This window comes from Cupriavidus sp. 05T41, from assembly GCF_056396525.1.
Genome location: NZ_JBFTLQ010000009.1, coordinates 46296 through 66347, shown reverse-complemented (window position 1 = coordinate 66347; position 20052 = coordinate 46296). Strand labels below are relative to the sequence as shown.

The 20052-nt window shown below is 66.7% G+C and carries 18 protein-coding genes; 5 read left to right on the top strand and 13 right to left on the bottom strand.

The genetic code is table 11. The annotated features are described in order from the left end of the window. The first annotated feature begins 210 nt into the window (after positions 1-210). The gene (locus tag AC1DKV_RS07650; RefSeq protein ID WP_477137543.1) at positions 211-1398 is read left to right on the top strand and encodes an MFS transporter; all 1188 of its coding nucleotides are present in this window, start codon (positions 211-213) and stop codon (positions 1396-1398) included. 485 nt (positions 1399-1883) lie between these two features. Here AC1DKV_RS07650 and AC1DKV_RS07645 read toward each other — a convergent pair whose 3' ends face one another. The 3 genes from AC1DKV_RS07645 to AC1DKV_RS07635 form a co-directional block, all read right to left on the bottom strand. Continuing rightward, positions 1884-2882 carry a TolC family protein gene (locus tag AC1DKV_RS07645; protein WP_477137542.1) on the bottom strand — a complete coding sequence of 333 codons (999 nt, stop codon included), beginning with the start codon at positions 2880-2882 and terminating at the stop codon, positions 1884-1886. Between the two features lie 260 nt (positions 2883-3142). Next, the gene (gene czcI / locus AC1DKV_RS07640) at positions 3143-3574 is read right to left on the bottom strand and encodes a cation efflux protein, CzcI family (protein WP_441616955.1); all 432 of its coding nucleotides are present in this window, start codon (positions 3572-3574) and stop codon (positions 3143-3145) included. 175 nt (positions 3575-3749) lie between these two features. Then, entirely contained in the window at positions 3750-4040 is a 291-nt protein-coding gene (locus tag AC1DKV_RS07635) for a hypothetical protein (protein WP_477137541.1), read from the bottom strand. An 87-nt stretch (positions 4041-4127) separates the two neighbouring features. Here AC1DKV_RS07635 and AC1DKV_RS07630 point away from each other — a divergent pair, with 87 nt between their 5' ends. Further along, on the top strand, positions 4128-6284 hold the full coding sequence (locus tag AC1DKV_RS07630; RefSeq protein WP_477137540.1) for a heavy metal translocating P-type ATPase: 2157 nt from the start codon (positions 4128-4130) through the stop codon (positions 6282-6284). A 49-nt stretch (positions 6285-6333) separates the two neighbouring features. Here the strand turns inward: AC1DKV_RS07630 and AC1DKV_RS07625 are convergent, their stop codons facing one another. From AC1DKV_RS07625 to AC1DKV_RS07590, 8 genes are all read right to left on the bottom strand, one after another. Next, complete coding sequence (locus AC1DKV_RS07625) at positions 6334-7224, bottom strand: polysaccharide deacetylase family protein (RefSeq protein ID WP_441616951.1); 891 nt, start codon at positions 7222-7224, stop codon at positions 6334-6336. Between the two features lie 10 nt (positions 7225-7234). Continuing rightward, positions 7235-8287, bottom strand: a complete 1053-nt coding sequence (locus tag AC1DKV_RS07620) for a bifunctional UDP-4-keto-pentose/UDP-xylose synthase (protein WP_441616949.1) — start codon at positions 8285-8287, stop codon at positions 7235-7237. Continuing rightward, entirely contained in the window at positions 8284-9234 is a 951-nt protein-coding gene (locus AC1DKV_RS07615; protein WP_441616947.1) for a formyltransferase, read from the bottom strand. Before AC1DKV_RS07615 ends, AC1DKV_RS07620 begins: the two co-directional genes overlap by 4 nt. Next, complete coding sequence (locus AC1DKV_RS07610; RefSeq protein ID WP_477137539.1) at positions 9222-10217, bottom strand: glycosyltransferase; 996 nt, start codon at positions 10215-10217, stop codon at positions 9222-9224. The genes AC1DKV_RS07615 and AC1DKV_RS07610 overlap by 13 nt, the downstream gene beginning before the upstream one ends. Beyond that, on the bottom strand, positions 10196-11359 hold the full coding sequence (locus AC1DKV_RS07605; RefSeq protein WP_441616943.1) for a DegT/DnrJ/EryC1/StrS family aminotransferase: 1164 nt from the start codon (positions 11357-11359) through the stop codon (positions 10196-10198). The genes AC1DKV_RS07610 and AC1DKV_RS07605 overlap by 22 nt, the downstream gene beginning before the upstream one ends. Before the next feature lie 34 nt (positions 11360-11393). Beyond that, entirely contained in the window at positions 11394-11765 is a 372-nt protein-coding gene (locus tag AC1DKV_RS07600) for a DMT family transporter (protein WP_477137538.1), read from the bottom strand. Continuing rightward, entirely contained in the window at positions 11762-13549 is a 1788-nt protein-coding gene (locus tag AC1DKV_RS07595) for a glycosyltransferase family 39 protein (RefSeq protein WP_477137537.1), read from the bottom strand. The genes AC1DKV_RS07600 and AC1DKV_RS07595 overlap by 4 nt, the downstream gene beginning before the upstream one ends. Positions 13550-13933: 384 nt before the next feature. After that, the gene (locus AC1DKV_RS07590; protein WP_441616937.1) at positions 13934-14497 is read right to left on the bottom strand and encodes an HdeD family acid-resistance protein; all 564 of its coding nucleotides are present in this window, start codon (positions 14495-14497) and stop codon (positions 13934-13936) included. Positions 14498-14731: 234 nt separating this feature from the next. Here AC1DKV_RS07590 and AC1DKV_RS07585 point away from each other — a divergent pair, with 234 nt between their 5' ends. Continuing rightward, complete coding sequence (locus AC1DKV_RS07585) at positions 14732-15631, top strand: hypothetical protein (RefSeq protein ID WP_477137584.1); 900 nt, start codon at positions 14732-14734, stop codon at positions 15629-15631. Between the two features lie 81 nt (positions 15632-15712). On the opposite strand, the gene AC1DKV_RS07580 is transcribed toward AC1DKV_RS07585, so the two are convergent. Both AC1DKV_RS07580 and AC1DKV_RS07575 read right to left on the bottom strand, forming a co-directional pair. After that, entirely contained in the window at positions 15713-16015 is a 303-nt protein-coding gene (locus AC1DKV_RS07580; RefSeq protein ID WP_477137536.1) for an amino acid ABC transporter permease, read from the bottom strand. A 355-nt stretch (positions 16016-16370) separates the two neighbouring features. Then, positions 16371-17309 carry an amino acid ABC transporter substrate-binding protein gene (locus tag AC1DKV_RS07575; protein WP_441616933.1) on the bottom strand — a complete coding sequence of 313 codons (939 nt, stop codon included), beginning with the start codon at positions 17307-17309 and terminating at the stop codon, positions 16371-16373. 238 nt (positions 17310-17547) lie between these two features. Between AC1DKV_RS07575 and AC1DKV_RS07570 the strand changes: the two genes are divergently transcribed. Both AC1DKV_RS07570 and AC1DKV_RS07565 read left to right on the top strand, forming a co-directional pair. Then, the gene (locus tag AC1DKV_RS07570) at positions 17548-19341 is read left to right on the top strand and encodes a DUF2138 domain-containing protein (protein WP_477137535.1); all 1794 of its coding nucleotides are present in this window, start codon (positions 17548-17550) and stop codon (positions 19339-19341) included. A gap of 26 nt (positions 19342-19367) precedes the next feature. Further along, positions 19368-20039 carry a DUF1175 domain-containing protein gene (locus tag AC1DKV_RS07565; RefSeq protein ID WP_477137583.1) on the top strand — a complete coding sequence of 224 codons (672 nt, stop codon included), beginning with the start codon at positions 19368-19370 and terminating at the stop codon, positions 20037-20039. Positions 20040-20052 lie beyond the last annotated feature (13 nt).

Sequence of the window (20052 nt, the reverse complement as noted above, 5' to 3'; positions counted from 1 at the left end):
CAGGGTCGGTATGCACTTGTTACGATGGGGGCGGCCGGGGAATCGCGCCGTTTTCGAGCGAACCTGATTAGCCGAGGACAAGCCTGGCAGCCACCATCGGCACGGGGTCTGGTGAGCAATGCGGACAATGAGCAGTCAGGATCCCAAACATATTCATTACCCCCGTCACTTATGCAACACATAGCCGACACAAAGCCACCATTGAGCCCCATGCAAGCACTGCCCTTGCTGGGGCTTCTGGGTATTCTGGTGTCGCTTTGGTCTGACATCCTGTTTCCTACCCTTACGGCGATTCAGCAGGACCTGCGCATATMGGCTACCGCCGTGCAGCAAACGGTGTCGCTCTTTTTTGTCGCCAATGCTTTCATGTGCCTGTGGCATGGCGTCATTTCAGATGCCTACGGCAGGCGAAGGCCCCTGAGCTTCGTGCTGGTGGTGCTGCTGCTGTCTTCGATGCTGTGCTTAAAGGTAACGCGCATTGAGGAGCTCTGGGTGCTGCGCACTGTGCAAGGCCTGGCAGCCGGCATCGGAACGATTCTGTGCCGCGCAATCATCCGCGATATGTATTCCGGCATTGCTGCTCAAAAAATGATCGCGCGGACCAGCATTGTCCAGTGCCTGGGCCCCACCCTAGTACCCATGCTGGGGGGATGGCTGACCTTCGTATGGGGCTGGCGCGCAGTCTTTGCCTTCCTTGCCCTGGTGGCCGCGCTGATGCTGGTGGTCTACCGTCGGCTGCTGCCGGAAACCCTGCCGCATAGCCGCMGTCAGCCGATGCGCGTCGCCACGCTGTGGCGCGGCTACCGCGTTGTGATGGGCTCGGCCTGGTTCATGCGCCTGACCGTGGCCCATGCGTGCAACTGGATGGCGATGTTCCTGTACGTCGCAGCCGCTCCACAGTATGTCGTCCATCTCCTGGGACGCCCTGCGACCGAGGTCTACGTTGTATATGTGCCGATGGTGCTGGGTCTGATTGCGGGCTTKGTCTGCCTGCCAATCCTGCTTCAGCGATGGGGCACGCAGCGCACGGTGCGCCTGGCCTACTTCGGCTTTCTGGGAGTCAATCTTCTTAATGTGGCCTTGGCCCTGTTTATCGCACCCGGGCTGGTTCACCTGGTGCCATTGGGCGCTTATGCCTTTATGGTTGCCTTGTCCATGCCGCTGCTCATCGGCCATGCGCTGCAGCCATTTCCTGAGAACGCGGGCCTGGCTGCATCTTGCCAGATGCTTTTGCAATACACAGGCATGGCCTTGATTGCCGGCGTGCTGGCCCCGCTGCTTTGGAACTCTTTCTGGCTCATGGCCCTGGGCTGTGCCGTGCTTACGCTGGTTAGTGCAGTGTTGCTGCTTTGGCAAGGCCAAGCCACTCGTCGGGCGAATCGAATATCCGTGGCCTGAGTCGGCGGCCAGCTTCTTCGCTTGAAGATGCGGCCTGCCTACGCCCGCGCTGTTGACGGTGGTTACGCTTGTTGAACAGCGTGTCGAACGCCTGCCCCGCTTCGCCCCCGCCCTGTTGCAACAAATTGGAGCGAAGTGTCATCTTAAAGTCCACGTTCGTTTCTGCAAAGCTGACGTCCGCTTCTCGGCCGAACTCGGCCATTCGGCCTCACATCGTCGAATGGCCGAGTCACGGGTCGGGAGCTGTCACCCGACATGGGCGCGACCTGGCCGGGAAGCAGCTGATCAGACGTGTCTATGCAAGTAGGGGCGCTCGGTGTCTGCCGTTGTGGCGCGAAATGCCCAAGAGGTTGTGTCAAACTCTTTTGTTGCAAGATCTCTGCCCGAATCGAGTTGAGTTGTGTTTGTGTCAAACTCTATTTCGCTGGAGTGCGATCACGTGCGTCGCTAGGTGTCTGATTTTATTGGGTGCATTGTGTMAAACTCTATTGTTCGTTCACAGCTGCATCGAATGCTTGCCGGGCGGCAGGCAGCACCGTGCTCCTGAGCGTTTCGGCCGAGGTGCGCGACACGGTCAGTTGCTGCGCGGCCTGCTGCAGTTCCCTGGACAGCCGCACCTGCGTGGCGCGGTACTCGTCCGCGGCCTTGTCGGCCTGACGCATGGCGGCGTACAGGTTGCCCTGGTTGCGGTCGAACAGCGGCAACGGCAGCGCCACGCCGAGCACCGGCATGGTGCCGCGATCCGAGGCGTTGTCGCGCTTGCTGCCAAGGCTGACGGTCAGGTCCGGATACTGGCGGCTGCGCTCCACGCCGATCACGGCCTGGCGCCGCTCCAGTTCAAGCCGGCTGCTTGCCAGTTCGGGCGCGGCGTCGAGCGCCTGCATCAGGATGGCGCCGTCAGGGCGCGCGGGCAGGGCATCGAGGTTGCCGGCGGCTTCGCTGAAACGGGCTTCGCCGCTGCCCCACAGGCTGGCCAGCGACAGGCGAGCCGTGGCCAGAKCCGCTTCGGCGTCGGCCACCTCGAGTCCGGCATTGGCTTGCTCGACGCGCGCCTTGCTTTCTTCCAGCGGCGCGATCTTGCCGGCGGCCACGCGGCGTGCCGCGGCCTGCGCCCCTTTGGCGGCAATTTCGGCCGAACCGAGCGCCAGCCTGAGCCGTTCCTGCGCGATGACCACGCCGAAGAAGCTCCCGATCACGCTGGCGCGCAGGTCGGTGCGCGTCACGCCAAGCTGGGACTGGGCCAGTTCGCGTGCCTTCTGCGCGGCGCCGATGCGCGCGGCCCGCTTGCCGCCCAGTTCGATGGGCAGGTTGATCTGCGCGGTGGTGGTGCGCGTGTCGCGGCGGTTGTMCTCGAACAGGACCGCCACTTCGGGGTTGGGGATCACCCGCGCCTGGGCGATGCCACCTTCCGTGGCAGCCAGTTCATGGCCAGCGGCGGAGAGCGTGAAGTTGCGCTCGGCCGCCAGGGCCAGGGCATCTTCCAATGTCAGCGCGCCGGCTGGCTCAGCGGAAGATGCGGCAGCCTGCGTGGAAGAGGAGGCAGACGAAGGCGCAGGAGAATGCGCCAAAGAAGGCGCCAAAAAGTCCGAAGAAGGCGCCGCGTCCTGCGCGAACGCGGCCGGGCCGAGCAAAGCTGCCGCCAGCCCGAGCGGCATCACAAATGTTCTCATCGAATTTCACCGGAAGGAAACCAGGGAAKCTCGGCGAGACGAAAGTCTGGAGATGGGTGGAGTCGTCTCGCCGGTCAGGCGGCGAGCGACCACTGCGGACGGTCGGGCGTGGCGCCCGGCGCGGAGAGGAATGACGCGGCAAGCGCGTGGTAGGAGATGGTCATGCCAGGATGCGAGCCCGTGCTGGCAAAGTCCGGCAGCACCAGTTGCGCKCCGGCGAAATGGCAGACCGCGCAATCMAGGTCCGGCAGCTTGGTCTTGCTGCTGCCGTCCTTGGCGTCCCGGCCGTCGGGGCTGTGCTGATCGGTAGCCGCGCCCTGGTGGGCATGACTGTGGTGGCCGAAATGCCAGCTTGCGCCCGCGGCATTGGCGCCGCCGTGCTGACCGTCATGGCCGCAATACGCCGCCGCACCGGCCCAGGCGAACTGGAGCGGCAGAAGGAGGGCGAAAAGCAGGATCAGGAACCGGCGCATGTGGCGGATTATATAGGCAGCGGGTTTGACCATGACGTACGCAGGGGATAAGCAGGCATTTCCCGGGAGATGGCGACAGTGGTGGCCTGCAGGCGCGGACCGGTGATTCGAGCCCGGAAACGGCCGGGGGTTCCCGTGGCCGAAGCGGCATGGCATGCACATTCCCGGCCCGGTAGACGGGGCTTGACCCTGTAGTCGCTCCAGGGTCTTAAATGGCGATAAGCCACAATAAGCAGGGAACACCGCCATGCCTAGCGCAACGCCAGACCAAACCGCCGTCCGTGACCGGAAGGGCAGCAGCCACGACCACGCGCACGACMATGATCATGACCACGGGCACGTTCATGGGCACGTTCATGGACACGTTGATGGCGACGACCACCAGCACGGGCATGGACCGGATGGTGAACAGCATGCGCACCGGCATGCGCCACATGCGCATGACCATCAAGGCCATCGGCACGACCACAACCACGAACACGACCACAAGCACCACCACGCCGGCGAGGCGGCCTGCTGCGGCAGCGCCTGCGCGTCGTCCGGGGTAGCGCCGACAGCCGCCGTGGCGGTGCCGGCGGGCGCGGCAATGGCCACTTATCGTATCGATGCGATGGACTGCCCGACCGAGGAAACCCTGCTGCGCAACAAGCTCGGCGGCATGGCCGGGGTAGCCGCGCTGCAGTTCAACCTGATGCAGCGCGTGCTGACGGTGCACCACACGCTGGATTCGCTGGACCCGGTGGTGCGCGCCATCGAAAGCCTCGGCATGAAGGCCGAGCCGCTGTCGGAGCAGGCGGCCGAACTGGCGCCGCAGGCCGCCAGGCCGTGGTGGCCGCTGGCGCTTGCCGGCGCAGCGGCGCTGGGCGCGGAAGCGGTGGAATGGCTGCACGTGCCGGGGCAGGACTGGCTGGCACCGGTGCTGGCGCTGCTGGCCGTCGCCATCGCCGGCCTCGGCGTGTACAAGAAGGGCTGGATCGCGCTGTCCAACGGCAACCTGAATATCAATGCGCTGATGAGCATCGCCGTGACGGGCGCGATGCTGATCCGGCAGTGGCCGGAAGCGGCCATGGTGATGGTGCTGTTCGCGCTGGCAGAACGCATCGAGGCGGCGTCGCTGGACCGGGCGCGCAATGCGGTGCGCGGCCTGATGGCGATGGCGCCCGAGCAGGCCACGGTAAAGCAGGCGGACGGCAGCTGGCAGGCGGTCGATGCGCGCGCGGTGTCCATCGGCGCGCTGGTGCGGCTGCGCCCGGGCGAGCGCGTGGCGCTGGATGGCCGGGTGCTGCGCGGCCAGTCCACGCTGGACCAGGCGCCGATCACAGGCGAGAGCGTGCCGGTGGACAAGGGCGTGGGCGATGCGCTGTTCGCCGGCACCATCAACCAGGCCGGCGAGTTGGAATACGAAGTGACCGCGGCCGCCAGCGGCTCCACGCTCGCGCGCATCATCCACGCGGTCGAGGCCGCGCAGGGCAGCCGCGCTCCCACGCAGCGCTTTGTCGACCGCTTTGCCCGCGTGTACACGCCGCTGGTCTTCCTCGGCGCGGTGCTGGTGGCGGTGGTCCCGCCGCTGGCGCAGGGCGGCGACTGGAGCGCGTGGATCTACAAGGCCCTGGTGCTGCTGGTGATCGCCTGCCCGTGCGCGCTGGTGATCTCGACGCCGGTGACCATTGTCAGTGGACTGGCTGCGGCGGCGCGGCGCGGCATCCTGGTCAAGGGCGGGGTCTATCTCGAACAGGGCAAGGATCTAGCGTGGCTGGCGCTGGACAAGACGGGCACCATCACGCACGGCAAGCCGGTGCAGACCGACTACCTGCCGCTGGGCGAAGTCGTCGCGGGTGGCGCCGCGGCGAGCGACGCGGCCCGCGTGGTCGCGGCCAGCCTCGCGGGCCGCTCGGACCACCCAGTGTCGATGGCGGTGGCCAGCGCCGCGMGCGCCGCAGGCATCGCGCTGCTCGATGTGCGGGACTTCGCGGCGCTGCCCGGCTACGGCGTGAGCGGCACCGTCAACGGCCGCGCCTACTATCTCGGCAACCACCGCCTGATCCATGAGCGCGGGCTGTGCTCGCCCGAACTCGAGGCCACGCTGGAAGCGCTGGAGCGGCAGGGCAAGACGGTGGTGCTGCTCGGTGCCGATCACGGTGTCGAGGCCCTGTTCGGCGTGGCCGACACGGTCAAGGAGAGCAGCCGCCAGGCAGTGGCCGAGCTGCATGCGCTGGGCGTGCGCACGCTGATGCTGTCGGGCGACAACCCGCACACGGCGCAGGCCATCGCCGGGCAGGTGCAGATCGACGAGGCGCGCGGCAACCAGTTGCCGCAGGACAAGGCGGATGCMATCGCCGCGCTGAGCGTGAAAGGTGGCGAAGGGCAGGCGCGCRCGGCCGGCAGCGGCAAGCGCGTGGTGGTGGGCATGGTGGGCGACGGCGTCAACGACGCGCCCGCGCTGGCGCGCGCGGATATCGGCTTCGCCATGGGCGCGGCCGGCACCGACACCGCCATCGAAACCGCGGACGTGGCGCTGATGGACGACGATCTGCGCAAGATCCCCGCCTTCATCCGCCTGTCGCGGCGTACCTCGGCGATCCTGAAGCAGAACATCGTGCTGGCGCTCGGCATCAAGGCGGTTTTCCTCGTGCTGACCGCGCTCGGCCTGGGCACCATGTGGATGGCGGTGTTCGCCGACATGGGCGCGAGCCTGCTGGTGGTGTTCAACGGCCTGCGCCTGGCCAAGGCGGGGCGGGGATAAAACGACCGCGCCCCCGGGAAAGGGGGCGCGGCAGTCATTCCGGTGCGGCTCAGGGCTGGATGATCAGCTCGCCGCTGCGGCCTTCGATGGCGCCCCAGGTCACCGGGGCCTGCGGCAGGGCCGAGCGGTCCAGGTGGCGGTAAAAGGTGGCCATCGATACCAGCTCGTGGCCCTGCGCGCGCCAGCCGTCCAGCAGCCGGTTGAACACCGGCGCCAGCTTGCCGCCTTCCAGCTCGGTATGCAGCGTGAAGACATGATCGCGCTCGCCTTCGCTCAGGCGCAGGACAGCGGTGTGGACATTGTCCTCGGTCAGGCCATCCGTGCCGATCAGCTCGTCGAGCGTGGGCAGCGTGGTCGGCATCTGCACGTGGCGGCACGCCACGCCGTCGACGGTCGGAATGTAGGGCGCGGTCCCGCGTCCATCGGACGCATAGACCATGCCCCAGTCGTCGATCTGGCGGAAGGCCTCGTCGTTCATCTGCCAGCCCGCCGCGCCGTGGGTGGGCGGCGCCTCGCCGAAGATATCCACGTAGCGGTCGAAGGCGCTCTGCATCTGGCGCCGGGTCCAGGCGGCATCGCGCCCGCGCACATTGTCCTGCCAGTAGACGTGGTCCCAGGTATGGATGCCGCACTCATGGCCGGCCGCGCGCGCCGCGCGCATCTCGGCGGCGCCCTTGCGGCCAATGTCGGGGCCGGGCAGCAGCACGCCGTACATCAGCGTGCGCAGGCCGTAGTTGGAGACCACCGAGGTGCGCGACACCTTCTGCAGGAAGCCGGGGCGAAACACCCGCCGCAGTGCCCAGCCGGTGTGATCCGGCCCGAGACTGAAGAGAAAGGTCGCCTCGGCCCGCACGCGGGCCAGCATGGCGAGCAGCGCCGGCACGCCTTCGCGGGTACCGCGCAGCGTGTCGACGTCGACCTTGAGGGCGATACGGGCCATCGGGCGCGCCTTAGTTGGCCGAGTCGACCAGGGTACGCGCTTCCACCACCTTGCCGCGGTAGGCTTCGAAGATCGCGCGCAGCGCGTCTTCCATGCCGACCGAGGGCTTCCAGCCCAGCTCTTCGATGGTGTTGTCGATCTTCGGCACGCGGTTCTGCACGTCCTGGTAGCCCTTGCCGTAGAAGTCGCCCGAAGACGTTTCCACGATCTGGGTTTGCTTGGCCAATTCGGCGTAYTCSGGGTAGTCGGCGGCCATCTTCAGCATCATCTCGGCCAGTTCGCGCACCGAGTGGATATTGGCCGGATTGCCGATGTTGTAGATCTTGCCGGTGGCCACGCCTTCCGGGTTCTCGATGATGCGCATCAGGGCGCTGATGCCGTCGGTGATGTCCGCGAAGGCACGTTTCTGCGCGCCGCCGTCGACCAGCTTGATCGGCTCGCCGCGCACGATATGGCCGAGGAACTGGGTCACCACGCGCGAGGAACCTTCCTTCGATTCGAAGATCGAGTCCAGGCCGGCGCCGATCCAGTTGAACGGGCGGAACAGGGTGTAGTTCAGGCCTTGCTCCATGCCGTAGGCGTGGATCACGCGGTCCATCAGCTGCTTGGAGCAGGCATAGATCCAGCGCGGCTTGTTGATCGGGCCGCAGATCAGCTCGGAGGTCTCGGGATCGAACTCGTCGTCGTGGCACATGCCGTACACCTCGGAGGTGGACGGGAACACCAGGTGCTTGCCGTACTTCACGGCGGCACGCACGATCGGCAGGTTGGCTTCGAAGTCGAGCTCGAACACGCGCAGGGGCTGGCGCACGTAGGTGGCCGGGGTGGCGATGGCCACCAGGGGCAGGACCACGTCGCACTTGCGGATGTTGTACTCGATCCACTCCTTGTTGATGGTGATGTCACCTTCGAAGAAGTGCATGCGCGGGTGATCGATCAGGTCGCCCAGGCGATCGCTGGACATGTCCATGCCGTAGACTTCCCACGGCGTGGTTTCGAGAATGCGGCGCGTCAGGTGATGGCCGATGAAGCCGTTGACGCCAAGAATCAGGACCTTTTTCATCGGTTTTCCTCTTTGGATTGTGCAGTAAGAAATGTAGAGAGTACGTCGGGCGAAACGGCTTGTGCCGGTGCACCCGCGTCGAGTAATGCCTGGATCAGGATCGTGCCGCCGTCGCCGCACAAGCCGATGATCTGTCCGCCTGCCACGTGCAGGCCGGGACGGGCGCCGGCGGGCAGCCCGGCGCTAGCGGCCGGATTGCCATGCGGGCGGCGCGCCTGTGCCACCACGAAACGCCGCCCGCCCACGTCGGTGAAGGCGCCGGGATAGGGCGGCGCGACGGCGCGCACCAGGTTGTAGACCTGGGCGGCGCCTTGCTGCCAGTCGATGCGGCCGTCCTCCGGCTTGCGGCCGGAAAAATAGCTGCCTTCGGCGAGGCGGTTGGGCAACTGGACGATATTGCCGGCCATCATGGCGGGCAGGGCACGCCATAGCGTCTGCTCGGCCGCCACGGTCACCTTCTCGAAGACTTCGCCCGCGGTGTCGTCCGGCAGGATCGGCACGGAAGTCTGGTCGACGATATAGCCGGCATCCGGCTTGGCTTCCATGGCGTGCAGCGTCGCGCCGGTTTCGCTTTCACCGTGCAGCACTGCCCAGTTCACCGGCACGCGGCCGCGGTACTTCGGCAGCAGCGAGCCATGCATGTTGAACGCGCCCCGCGGTGCCAGCGCCAGCACCGCCGCGGGAATCATCGAGCGGTAGTAGAAGGAGAAGATCGCGTCCGGGCGCGCGGCAGCCACTGCCTGCGCGATCGCGGGGTCGCGCGGATCTTCGCCATAGGTGAAAGGTATGCCGAGCTCGGCGGCGGTATCGGCGACGCGGCGGAACCAGATGTTCTCGTCCGCGCGGTCGCGGTGCGTGATGACCAGCGCCACTTCCACGCCGCGCGCATGCAGCACGCGCAGGCAGCGGTCGCCGACGTTGTGATAGGCGAAGACTACTGCGCGCACGATGAGGGCTCCGCGATTTTCTGCTGTTCGGGGTTGCCTTCCAGCACGGCCTGGATGCGGTAGCGCGGGCGGTTGCGTACTTCCTGGTAGATGCGGCCGATGTACTCGCCCAGCAGGCCGATGCCGAACAGCATGATGCCCACCAGGAAAAAGTTGAAGGCCAGCAGGGTGAACACACCCTGGACTTCCGCGCCAAGCAGGAAGCGGCGTACCAKCAGCACCACCACCAGCCCGGCCGAAGCCAGCGAGAGCAAGGTGCCGATGGCCGAKAACCATTGCAGCGGCACGATCGAGAAGCCGGTCACCAGGTCGAAGTTCAGCCGGATCAGCTGGAACAGCGAGTACTTGGATTCGCCGGCGTGGCGCTGCTCGTGCTCCACCATGATTTCCACCGGATTGGAGGAGAACGTGTACGCCAGCGCGGGGATGAAGGTRTTSACYTCGCGGCAGGCRTTGATSGTGTCGACSAYGTYGCGGTCATAGGCGCGCAGCATGCAGCCCTGGTCCGTCATCTTGATGCGCGTGATGCGCTCGCGCAAACGATTCATGGCGCGCGAGGCAATGCGGCGGAACGCCGTGTCGTTACGCTCGCGGCGGATGGTGCCGACGTAGTCGTGGCCTTCGCGCATGGTCGCCACCAGGCGCGGGATTTCCTCCGGCGGGTTCTGCAGGTCGGCATCCAGCGTGATCACGATCTTGCCGCGGGTCTGCTCGAAGCCGGCCAGGATGGCCATGTGCTGGCCAAAGTTGCCGTTGAACAGCACCACGCGCGTGACGTCGGGGCGCAGGCGGTACTGGCTGGCCAGGATCTGCGCCGAGCGGTCGCGGCTGCCGTCGTTGATGAAGATGATCTCGTAGCTGCAGGCGAGACTGTCCATCGCCGGGTAGAGACGGTCGAACAGGGCTTGCAGGCCGTCTTCCTCGTTGTAGACGGGAATGACGACGGAAACCTCGACGGGGCTTATTTGAGGAGGCGTTTGCATGTTTCGCTGAGAGTTGCGCAGACCCGTTCCACGTCGGCGGACTGCATGGCAGGGAACATCGGCAGAGTGACGATGCCCCGTCCGATGCGCTCGGCATGTGGCAGCATGCCTTCGCGCCAGCCAAGGGAGCGGTAGTAAGAAAACAGGTGGAGGGCGGGATAGTGCACGCCGGTGCCGACGCCGCGCTCGCGCATGCCTTCCATGACGGCGGTGCGGCCGCCCTCGATGCGCGCGGCCGGCAGCACCACCTGGAACATATGCCAGTTGGTGGTGGCCAGTTCGCCGTCGCGCGGCAGCGGCAGCTCGATGCCGAGCTCGGCCAGGCCGGCGTCGGCGGCGCAGCGGAAATAGGCTTCGGCCAGTTCGGCGCGGCGCGCGGTGACACGGTCGAGGTGTGCCAGCTGCGACAGGCCGATGGCGGCATTGACGTCGGTCAGGTTGAACTTGCCGCCCGGTTCTTCGACATCCATGCCGTCCATGCCGGTGCGAATCACGCCTTGCAGGCGCAGGCGCTCGGCACGCAGGGCTTCTTCGGGCGAGTTCATCACCAGGCAGCCGCCTTCGACGCTGGTGATGTTCTTGTTGGCCTGGAAGCTGAAGCTGACCAGGTCGCCGAAGGCGCCGATGCGCTGGCCGCGCCAGCGCGAATCGATGGCCTGGGCGGCGTCCTCGATCACGCGCAGGCCATGCTTGCGCGCGATGGCGTAGAGGCGGTCCATGTCGACCGGCAGGCCCGACAGGTAGACCGGCATGATGGCGCGCGTGCGCGGCGTGATGGCGGCTTCCACGGCGTCGAGATCGAGGTTGCGCGTGCGCGGGTCGATATCGACGAARACCGGCTTTGCACCCACCGCGACCACCACGTTGGCGGTCGCCACCCAGGTGATCGGCGTGGTGATGACCTCGTCGCCGGGGCCAATGTCGGCCACGCGCAAGGCGATCTCCATGGTTGCCGAACCATTGGCGAAGGTGCGCACCGGACGGCCGCCGAAGAGCGCGGACAGCGCATCCTCGAACGCGTGCATCTTGGGGCCGGAAGTGATCCAGCCCGAGGCCAGTACCTTGCCGACTTCGGCAATGGCGTCGGCGTCGATCACCGGCTTCACGAAGGGCAGGAAATCTTGGGCTGCGGGTGCGGTCATGGCGGTCAGGCTTGTTGGTGCAATGGTACGGTGATCAGGAGCGGGCAATCAKGAACACGCCGGCGAGAATCAGCAGGATGCCTGCCACGCGCATCGGGCCGATCATTTCGCCGAACAGCCACCAGGCCGCCAGCGCATTCACCACGTAGCCGAGCGACAGCATCGGGTAGGCAATGGAGACGTCCACGCGCGACAGGCCCACGATCCACACGCCCACGCTCACCACGTAGAGCGTGAGGCCGGCCAGCACGGGCCACTGCGTCAGCACGCGCAGCGCCGTGGTGAACAGCGTGGCGCGCTCCAGGGTGATGGCGCCCACGGCGTTGGTGCCAGCCTTGAGCAGCAGCTGCGCGCACGCGTTGAGCAGCACGCCGGTAAAGATGAAAGCGAAAGTCGATAGCGTCATGGCGCGCGGTTCGGTTCTGGCTGGGTTGCCGCCGGCGCCTGGCCGGGCGGCGGGAAATTGGTGACCGCCACGCGGCGCTTGTCCTGCCCGATCTTGTACATCGGCACCTTGCGCTCTTCCAGCAGGCGGTAGGTCGCGGCCGACATGATACCTACGGCATGCTGGCCGTCCTGCCATTTTGCAATAAAGGCATCCAGGCTGGGCAGCCATTTCTGCGGTTCCTGCTTGGTGCCGAATTCAAGCTCGTCCGGCCATTCCACCATGATGGTGGTGCGGCGCAGGTAGTAAGGCAGGGTGTGGTCCAGCATGCGCACGCCATAGATGGGCATGTCGTCGGTCAGCACGGCCTCGATGGCCGGCACCATGTMCACGCCGGAGGTCGGCCGTCCCATCACTTCGTGACCGAGCAGCGCGACCGTGAAGCTGCTGAGCATGGCCAGGGCGTAGACCGTGATGCTTACCATCAGGCCCTTGGCCGCCAGCAGCCACCGCGCCAGGAAGATTCCGCCCAGCATCAGCACGAAGGCCGCGCCGACCCAGACCGCGAACAGCCGGTACAGCTCGTTGGGCGTATTGTCGGAATTCAGCGTGGCCACGTACGGGCTGGCGAGCAGGCCGATGGCGGCGATCACCAGCATGCCGTTGAGCTGCCGGCGCCAGTTGCGCTCGTCGATGTACTGCAGCGCCACCGCCGCAAGCATTCCCAGCGCGGGAAAGATCGGCACGATGTATCCGGGCAACTTGGAGCCCGACAGGCTGAAGAAGACGAAGATGGCAATGGCCCACACGGCCAGCAGCAGCGCCGGCTGGAACGGCCTGGCGGCCGTGCCGCGCGCCGCGGCAGCGCGGGCGTCCACGCGTTCGCCCCGCACCACCTGCCACATGCGCGGCATCAGGCCCAGCCAAGGCAGGAAGCCGGCCACCAGCAGGGGCACGAAGTACCAGAGCGCGCCCTTGCGCGAGTGCACCGTCGAGGTGTAGCGCTGCCAGTGCTCATGGATAAAGAAGAAATTGAGGAACTCGGGGTTGCGCTCCGACACCAGCCAGAACCACGGCACCGTGACGATCAGCATCAGGACGATGCCGCTGACCAGGTGCAGGCGCTTCCACAGGCCGAAATCGCGCGAGATCACCGTGTAGATCACCAGCACCAGGCCGGGCAGCGCAATGCCCACCAGGCCCTTGGTCAGGATCGCCACGCCCATGGCCACCCAGCAGGCCCACATCCAGTAGCGGCGGCCGGCCGGGGTGGCGTCGGGGTGCTGGGCCAGCAGCATGAAGGCCAGTACGCAGGCCATGGCGCCGGACAGCGTCATGTCGAGCGAATTGAAGTGCGAAGCAACGCTCCACATCGGTGCGGCAGCCAGCACCAGGCMGGTCAGGAGCGCCGCGCGGGCGCCATACCAGCGGGATGCCGCCAGCATCGACACCACCAGGCCGACCATGCCGGACAGCGCCACGCACAGCCGTGCCTGCCAGTCGCCCACGCCGAACAGCGTGTACGACAGCGCCGTCACCCACATGTGGAAGGGCGGCTTCTCGAAATACTTCAKCGCGTTGTAACGGATCGTGACCCAGTCGCCGGTGGCGAACATTTCGCGGGCGATCTCGCCATAGCGGCMCTCGTCGGAGCGCAGCAGATGGCGCGCCTCGAGCGTGCCGAACCAAACCAGGAGAATAAACAGGCTGACCAGGATAATCGCCGTGGTGGGCAGGCCGGCAGATTGCGAAACACCTTGTGCGGTGCTTCGCGAGGTTTCTCGCGAGGTCACGGAACTACGCATACGTCTCCTGGAAACGGTCGGATGGGCGTCATGCACTGATGACGGGCGATTCCTGGCCGGACCCGGCAAGGCCTGGTGCCTTGCCGTGCCGCCGGAACGCCGGTTTCGGCCGTGGGTGCGCCCGTGCATCGCGTGCCAATGGCCAGCCCGATTTATCTGTTTCGGGGGCGGCTCGCATGCAGGGAACACATCACAACGCAGCAGCCGTCGCTTTGGTGGACAACAAGGCCAAAGCGCTTGCCAGCGCCGGCCGCCTGGGCTGGATTGGCAAACGGCAAACCGCGCCCTCAATGTGGCGCGGCGCGCAATGTTAGCACGACAGCCCGCACCCGCCGCCGCTCGGGCGGGCAGGCAAGCCGAAGCGTCACCCGGACAAGCGGCATGTCAGCCCGGAAGCGGCGCAGTCGGCATATTGCGGGCGCTGCGCAGGCGCAGGGCGGCACCGATCAGGAGGATGCCGCAAACCAGCGCCCAGGCCCCGATCATCCACAACAGCGCCAGCGCGCCGGCCAGCGGCTGCCATAGCAACAGGAAAGCGAACACGATGCTCACCAGGCCGGCCAGCACCAGCCACCATTCATTGGGAATGTCCTTGCGCAAGCGGATGGCGGCCACGATCTGCAGCACGCCGGTGGCCAGCGTCCAGGCTGCGATATAGAGCAGGAGCGAGAATGCCGTGACCACCGGGCTGAACCAGGTCAGCAGGCCCACGCCGAGGCCAAGCAAGCCTTGCAGTGCAAGGATGCCGCGGTCGCTGGCCTCGCGCTGGCTGCCGGAGATGGCCATCGCCAGGGCGGTCACGCCATCGGCGGCCGCGAAGGCGCCAAACACCAGCACCAGCGCGGCCAGGGTGGCTATGGGCGCGAAGAACGCGCAAATGCCGAACAGCACAGCGAAAATGCCACGCAGGCCGACGACCCACCAGAGCTTGGCGTAGTAGTGAAGCATGGATACCTCCCTGACAAGCTGCAAGCTGGCCCGGGCGAGCACTGGCCTGCACGGACGAAGACCGACAAGACAAGCCAGCGAAAAAGCGCTAATTTCTAACCAGAGCKGGCGGCGACGCCTGCCTGCCCCGGCGCGCAGGTGCCTTGCCGGAACCAGCGGGGGCGTGAACTCATTCTAGACAGGATTCATGTGAGCATAAAGGCGCAATTGGCCGGGGCTTCCGCGTTGGCGGCGATGCTGCTGGCGCACGGCGGGCCCGCGCTCGCCCAGGCTACGGCTACGGCTACGGCTACGGCTACAGCCACGGCCACGGCTGCGGCTGCGGCCAGCCAGGTCGCGGCACAGGTTCCAATGGAAGCCGTGGCGCGCTCGGCGGCGGTCCTGTGCGATGCGCCCTGGTTCCGCTCAGGCGCGCGGGTGCAGATGGAAGGCGACGGCGACATGCCCACGTCGATCACCATGACGCTGCGCCACACCACCAGGAACGACGCCGGCTGCCGGGCCCAGCTCGAAGTGCGCTCCAAGTCGGCGCTGTCCGCCCTGATGGGGCCGCCGGTCATCATGGACCAGGTCCATATGGTCAATATAGAGCGCCGCACCAGTACCGCCAGTGCCAGCATCGAKAGCGAGCATGCCGTGATCAACGCGCAGGGACGCTATGCCCGCATGTATGGCGAGGCGGCATTCCGGGGGCAGGGCGTGTTCAACTACGCGGGGACGGATGTCCGCGAGGGCGGCACGATCGATGGCGAGATGTTCGAATCCAGCGTGTCGCTGCAGATCTATCCGCTCGGCGGGGATGACGTCATCGGCAGCATGCGCGCGCTGTACGCGTCGATCAACGTMGGTACCCGCCATGTCGGCAAGCGCCAGATGATCGATACCGTGATGGGCCGCAAGGAATGCATGCCCATCACCTACGAGAAACGGACGTCGCTCGGCCCGCTGATGGTGGGCGAGGAGGTGGTGCAGGTGGAGCCCGCCGTCCTGTACGTCACGGACTGGTATTGCCCGGCGGAGGCCTTTGTCCTGCGTACCGAGGTCCGCCAGCGCAACAAGCAGGACAAGGCAGACAACCGGCCGGAAAAGGTCGAGCGCATCGAGGTGACGGCGCTGGAGCTGGGCGCGCCMTGAGCGTTCGTGTCCGTGCCGTGCCGGAATGAAAAGAGCCCGCCGGATGGCGGGCTCTTTGCCGTACCGTGCCGATCCTGTCGATCAGCCGGCGGCGGCGGCCGAAGYGGGCTTCTTGCTCTTCTTGCTGCTCTTCTTGTGCGACTTCTTGGCAGCCGGTGCCGATGCGTCGCCGGTCAGGTCCGCGCGAGTGCTCTTGTTCGCGCCCTGGGTGTACGGGTCKAACTTGTCGCCCGACTTGGCGCCCTGGGTGTACGGGTCGAATTTCTCGCCCGACTTGGCGCCCTGGCTATACGGGTCGAACTTCTTCCCGCCGGTCTGGGCCTKGGCAGCCACGGAAACGGCGCCGATACAAAGCGCGATGGCTGTCGCGACGAACTTGTTCATGGTTTCTCCTGAAAAATGCCGCCTTGCGGCGGTTCGAATACGCGAAAAACTGCCTTGGGGAGAATCACCTTGCGCAAGCCTGGCAGCCCCCCAACCGTTTATCCGCTCAGTCCCAGTGTCGCCAACATTTCCTGCGCTTGTCAACTTGGGGTGTATTGCCGGGAACACGGTTTATGCCGGCCTATGGAAAGCCGCTATTGCGGCGATCCGCGGGACTTGCTTGACAGTTGTCACGCATGTTGATGATGCGCTACATCCGACATTGTGTGAATCAGATAAGTGAATAATAAGGCGCAAAAACCCCGCGGACCTCTCGGTCGACGGGGTTTCTTGTTACAGCGCAACGCGTGCGGGCTTACTCGGTCGCCACGTCCGAAGGATGCTTCCAGGCGTCACGTACCTGCGCGCTGGGCGCCAGCGCCAGGTTGATGTTGCGTGTCCCGATCGGCTGCTGGAACCATTGCTTCTGCAGCGCGAGGACCTGCGGCCCGGCGAAGACCGAGGCCAGGGTCTGGTCCACCAGTTCCTTCCACTGCGAATCGGCGCGCGACATCATCAGGGCGTTCTGTTCGGTCGACAGCGCCGGGCCCACGATCACGAACTGCGACGGATCCTTGGCGCGGGCGCGCAGGCCGGCAAGCAGCACGTCGTCCATCACGAAAGCCTGGGCGCGCCCGGATTCGAGCAGCAGGAAGGACTCGCCGTGGTCCTTGGCATAGATGTCGTGAAAGCCATACTGGGCCTTCAGGCGGCGCACATGGCGGTCGCCGGTGGAGCCGGCGCTCGTCACCACGTTCTTGCCGCGCAGATCCTCGAAGGACTGGATGCCCGAATCCGCGCGCACCAGCATGCGCACGGTGGAAATGTAGTGCGAGACGCTGAAGGCCACTTGCTTCTGGCGTTCCAGCGAGTTCGTGTTGGGCGCGCAATCCAGGTCGACCAGGCCGTTGACCACGGCAGGGATGCGGTTTTGCGGMGTGAGCGGCATCCAGCGGATCTTGATGGCCTTCAGGCCCAGCTTGACGCGGGCGGCTTCGGCGGCGCGCAGGCACAGGTCCACGGCGTAGCCTGCCGGCTCGCCCTTGTCATCGGCGAACGAGAAGGGCAGTGCCGATTCGCGGTAGCCCAGGACGATGGTGCCCGTGCTGCGGATCTTGTCGAGCACCGGGCTCTGGGCCAGGGCGGCATGGGGGGCGACGGCCGCCAGCGCACCGGCGGCGGCAAGAACGAAGCCAACGAGCAGGCGCGAGGCGCGTGCCGCGCCAACGCTTTTGAATGAGGCAAACGACAGCATGATGCGAGACTTTCAAAAGCGGCAAGCGTACGCCGGGTGCCGTGGCGCACAAAGTACATCTTCGTCATAAGTAAATACCCTGCCAGATATCCGGACGGCGAGCGACGGGCCCCGGCAAAGGCGCAGTGCTGGTATCACAAAATTTCACAGCGGCCGGCTTGCGGGCGGATCGATGTGCGCGGTACGCTACCGGGTTCGCTGCATCAGTGACGTGCGGTGATCACGACGGTGGGGAAACATGAKAATGTCGCGCAGGAAAATCGGGCTCGGCGTGGCCGCGATGGCGCTTGCCGCGGGCGTGGCCGTGCAGCTTGTCTGGCACCCGTTCGGCAAGGCCTGGAAAGGGCAGCCGCGGCAGATCGAGCTGGATTTCGGCCGCCCGGACGCGCTGGTCGACAGCGAAAGTCTGTCCAGCCTGCCGAAAGACATGCTGCGCGTGCCACTGCTGCGCGACGTCCTCACCGAGGACTTCGTGAACTACTACGAAGACAATGAAGGCCGTCTCTCGGCCGCCGGCGCCTTGCGCCGCATTGCCTTCGAGCATGACCTCGACTGGTCCGACGCCCTGCTCAGGCGGGTTTTCGACGAGCCCGGCAGGCTGATGGCCTGGCGCGGCGCCGACGGCACGCTGCGCTACTGGGCGCTGGCCATGGAGCGCAACGGGCTGGCCAAGGTGCTGCAGACGMTCGGCACCATTGCGCCGGCGGATACCCAGCTCACCCGCGCCGGCGAGATCGACGGCACGCCGCTCTACGCCTTGCGCATCGGCCCCGCGCGCAGCTTGCTGATCGCGGGCAAGGGCGAGCGCCTGGTGGTGCTGTCCGAGGCGGGCATGCTGCTCGATGCCGAAGGCAAGCCGATCGGCGCGCGCGCCAAAGCGGTGGCGGCATGGCTGTCCGACGATGCCGCCGCCCGCGAGGCCCCGCTGCAGGCGTTCGCGCTCGAACCCGTCAAGGGCGCGCCCAGGGGCCACCGCGTGGTGGTCGGCGCGAACTATCTGTCCTTCGGCTACCAKGCCTTCTTCCCCGGCATCGAGGCGTTGCGCTTCGACTTCGCCGGTGCCGATCCCAAGGCCGCCGCGGGCAGCACGGAATGGCAAGGCGCCGTGCTGGTCGATGGCGCGCGCCTGCCCGGCAAGTGGAATGCCGCCGCGCTCTGGCAGGCCTTGCCCGCGGATCCGGCTGCCTGTGCCACCCTGCCGGTCGACTGGCAGGCAGCCGGCAAGATGCTGCAGAAGGTCAGCGGCGGCAAGGACGAGCTTGCCGCCCAGGTCGGCCAGGCGTTCGAAGGCCCGGCCGCAGTTTGCTGGTATGGCAAGTCGGCTCTGGTCGCGCCCCTGTTCATGGCGCGCCTGAAGTCGGCCGAGGCTGCGTCCGCGCTGCGCCCGTTGCTGGCCGGTCTGTTCGAGCAGGTAATCGGTGCCTACGAGCCCGCGGCCGGCGGCGACAAGGGCACCTACGCGCGCCTGCCGGTGCAGGGGCGCAAGGGCGCAGGCGACGCCGAGCTGTGGTCGCGGCCAGTCAGCTCGCCGTATGGCACGCGCGAGGCCAAGGGCGCGCCGTTCGCGGCCCAGCTGTCCGCCGGCGCTTATTTTCCCGTGACGCTGGCGCTGGCCGGCAATACCGTGCTGTTCTCGCCCGACGCCACGCTCGTCGACGACGCGCTGGCGGTGCAGGGCAAGCGCTTCCCGGCGGTGGCCGACACCATGCCGCGCGACMGGCAGGCCCGCACGGTGCTGAGCTTCACGCCGTCCACGCTGGCGCTGCTGGTGCGGCGCGAAGCCACCAGGGCGCTGCCCGCCGACCAGGAAGCCCTGTTCCTGAACGCAGCGCGCGCGCATCTGTTCCCCAAGCTCAAAGCCCTCGGCGCTTATCCGGCGATGTCGCTGGTGCTGCCGGGCAACCTGCCTTCGGGCCGGGGCTGGGTGTCCGTGACATGGCAGCAGTCCGGCGCACCGCACGGCGTGCTGGCGGCCGCACCGGCCAGCGCGGCGCTCCTGCAGACGCAAGGCAGCCAAGAGGCCACGCAGTGACGGTCCTGCGCCGAGGCCGTCGCGKGATGCTGGCGGCGCTGGCCGCGKCATGCCTGCCGYTGGCCGGCCCGGGCCGTGCGCTGGCATTGTCGGGGCTTGAAGCCGCCGCGCCCGAGGGCGGCCAGCTCGACCCGGCCCAGACCACGGCGTTCCGGGCCTGGTTCGTGCGCATCGTCGGCKAGCAATTGCGGCAGGGCCCGACTCCGCGCTGGTACCAGCGCGACTGCGTCGGCCTGGTCCGCTTTGCMGTGGGCGAGGCGCTGCGCGTGCACGACGCACGCTGGCTGCGCGCCAACGGCATGCAGGGCGGCGCGGCGGCCCGCCAGTTGCCGCCAGAGCTCAGCCTGAGCCCGGCCCAGCGCACGCTCGGCCAGCGCTGGACCCGCGCCGACGGCAGCACCGGCGCCTATGCGTCGGCCCTGGCGCTGGTGCAGGGCAATAGCCGCTTTGTCGCGCGCAACGTCAACCTGGCGCAGCCCGGCGACCTGCTCTTCTACGACCAGGGCGACGAACAGCACCTGATGATCTGGATGGGTCAGTACCTGGCCTATCACACCGGCACCGTKACCCGTAGCGATAACGGCCTGCGCGCCGTCTCCCTTTCCCGCCTGATGCAATGGAACGATTCGCGCTGGCAGCCGCACGACGGCAACCCCAATTTCATCGGCGTATTCCGTTTCGCCTTTTTGTCGAGGTAAAGACGATGCCTGT